Below are 2,927 nucleotides of genomic sequence, written 5' to 3' on the forward strand. Positions count from 1 at the left end.
CAGCTGTCAACAGAGTGTTAATGTAATGTTGATAAGGTGGTTTTGGGTAGTTAGTTGTTTTTAATGAATTTTTATTTGAATGTTGAATAATTGGTCGGTTTGTAATTACTTGATTTAAATAGGATAATAAGTTGCTACATATTCCTTCTGGTTATTTTTAATTCTTTTTTGTTATAACTGTTGTGGGTACATTGGTGTGATTTTATGAACTAAATTGTATTAAAAATCGCCCTGCTGTTTACATTTGTTAACATGCTGGGGTGTTGTGTCTGAATTGTTACTGAAACTTTGTAAGTTTTAATAAAATCTTTCATGGAAAGCATCGAATAATTCTTTTACTTAGTGTTGGCTGTTTAACTATCTGTCCCGGTTCGCATTTATTTTTTTGCAAAGGCATTAGTTTCAAAAGACTTTCTCCATTCTAAAAATGAGCAATTATGCTTTGGATTATGAATATGCTGCGTAGCAACATAAACATAATTAAAGTCAACTAAATTTAATTTGTTCCGTATGCCTACAAAAACACCACATTAACCGCAATTTATAAGCGTTTATTTTATTTTTCATTTATGATTTAAATATATTGAGGTTGGGGTTTTTCATGCGCAGTTTAGTTATTTTATTTTCTATTATTATTTTTTTTACTGGGTGTAGTAATTCAAATTGGCGAACCGCTAGTCGTGAGCCTGCGGGTATTGCACCAAACCCGATGCTGGTTAATGACGCGGTTATTGAATTTTATGGAGCCGATGCCTTTAGTTGGCGAGGCTGGTTTGCCGTGCATACTTGGCTTGCTATAAAACCTGAAAACGCGAAAGAATATACCGTATATGAAGTGGTTGGTTGGCGTGTAAAGCGCGGATTACCGGCTCTTAAAAAATACACTACTACAACGCCTGATCGTTACTGGTATGGCGCAAAACCAGAAAAAATCCTCTCAATTACCGGCAATAAGGCAAAAAAATTAATCCCTGATGTTATTGCCGCGGCCGAACGCTACCCGTGGGCAAATGAATACACCTTAGTGCCAGGTCCAAACAGTAATACCTTTCCAGCTTGGGTTGGCTTACAAGTAAAAGAATTGGAACTGGATATGCCTTTTAGCGCAATTGGCAGCGGTTATGCTGATACAGAAGTAGAGACGCAATAAATTAGATTGGTAGAATCACCTCTATTAACTTAAATCCATAAACAATTATGTACCGAAGTTAATCTTTTAATAAGACAACTGAGCGCCAAAGTGGCTGACGAATTTGAGCGAACAGCGGTCATTGATAAAACTAACGTCAATACACACATTGCATTACGAAGACCCACTTTTGTTCATGAACATGGCACGTTAAGTAAAATCTTATTTGACTCGATTATGTAGATGTAAAAACAACTGATTGATATATGATGCTAAAAATTGAAAATTAAAATTATATAACGGTCCTCTAATGGCGCGATTAAGTAATGGCTCGTTTATCTAAATCCAATTTTACATTGATAGGGCAAAAAACTACTGATAATCTACTGAAAATATTAAATAAATAATTTATTAACGTGCAAATATTAGGTTGTGGATAAGTTCCTTAAATCGAAATGCGCATTAATAAGCTGTTAGGCTTAGCTATAACAATTTACCATTAGGAGTTCTAAGCCATTGAAAACCTTACTTCATATACTTGATAGTAGAACACCTGAAAGAATTTGGATGATTTCAGTTGTTTTAGTATTACTCTTGTCTGGAATTTATTTATTGATTGGTGAAGTGGTAGAAATCGAACCCATATTTGTGATCCCGGTAATAGTTACGAGCTGGTATGGTTCTAGCCGTTCAGGAGTTTTGTTAGGATTTCTTACTGTAGCAATATTAATTTCAGAGAAGTATTTTGTATTTGGGATGGCACTAAATATAGACTTGCTTGTTTATTATGCTGTTCCCTATATCGTCGCTTATTCGGCTGTAGCCATCATTATTACCAACTTCAGAAATGTTCATAGAGTAGAATCAGTTGCTGCCGATACAGACTATTTAACAGGATTATCCAATTCAAGGAGATTTTACATTGAGCTGGCTAGTGAGTTAGTACGAGCAAATCGTTATAAACATACTTTTTCACTAGCTTATATTGATGTGGATGGGTTTAAGGAAATAAACGATACTCTTGGTCATGATGTTGGAGATAAATTGCTCATTGGTGTTGCGCAATGTTTGAGTTCTAACCTAAGAGAAGTTGATACTGTGGCCAGGTTAGGTGGTGATGAGTTTTCTTGTCTCCTGCCTGAAACAAAGTCCAGTGATGCAAAGCATGCTTTTTTAAATGTTATAAGAGCATTAAAACGGCAAATGAATGCCAATAATTGGCCTGTAACTTTTAGTATTGGTTTGGTTACCTTTGAGGAAATACCAGATAACGTAAAAGAAGTGGTGAAAGTGGCAGATGAGTTAATGTATTCAGTGAAAAATAAAGAAAAAAATGATATTGCTTATCAGATTTGGCATGGTAAAGCCTAACACATATGAACCTTCTCCGGTCAAGTAAGCATTACGATTCTTTTTAGCTGCTTTTAAGCAGCTAATTTGTTTTAGCAATCGTTTAAATCTATTCAACTTCGCTATGTCGGTAAGCCGTTAAAATCGTTTACGGCAAACACATATAGGGGCGTTGGTATGACTCCCACTGTCAAGTTAAACACACTGTTCCTTGCCTAACTTTAAGCCATAATTTCTTAACTCGAATTAGAGAGAGTTAACGCATAGGATGAAGCAAGTAATGTCGTCGGTTTTCATGCTGATATTCGTTGGTTATTACTATTGTTAGTAACAGAGCAAACCTTACTTAGTTCGACGTGGCACCTGTCTTCAGTCTATGTTCGTGGTTCAATGCTGCGGTAGCAACATTGCCATCCTAACACCGTCGGTGGTTGTGCCACACCCGATG

Annotated in this window: 2 protein-coding genes; both read left to right on the plus strand. The window is 35.9% G+C overall.

Features of this window, described 5'->3' with window-relative positions:
* The first annotated feature begins 601 nt into the window (after window positions 1–601).
* The gene (locus ABYD77_RS18550) at window positions 602–1,150 is read left to right on the plus strand and encodes a DUF3750 domain-containing protein (RefSeq protein WP_372771578.1); all 549 of its coding nucleotides are present in this window, start codon (window positions 602–604) and stop codon (window positions 1,148–1,150) included.
* Between the two features lie 495 nt (window positions 1,151–1,645).
* Window positions 1,646–2,500 carry a GGDEF domain-containing protein gene (locus ABYD77_RS18555; RefSeq protein ID WP_372771579.1) on the plus strand — a complete coding sequence of 285 codons (855 nt, stop codon included), beginning with the start codon at window positions 1,646–1,648 and terminating at the stop codon, window positions 2,498–2,500.
* Window positions 2,501–2,927: the final 427 nt, after the last annotated feature.

The organism is Pseudoalteromonas sp., assembly GCF_041629635.1.
Taxonomy (GTDB): Bacteria; Pseudomonadota; Gammaproteobacteria; order Enterobacterales; family Alteromonadaceae; genus Pseudoalteromonas.

Bases quoted from the DNA above. Each gene is read 5' to 3' on its own strand.
- ABYD77_RS18550 (WP_372771578.1), top strand. From the start codon at position 602: ATGCGCAGTTTAGTTATTTTATTTTCTATTATTATTTTTTTTACTGGG.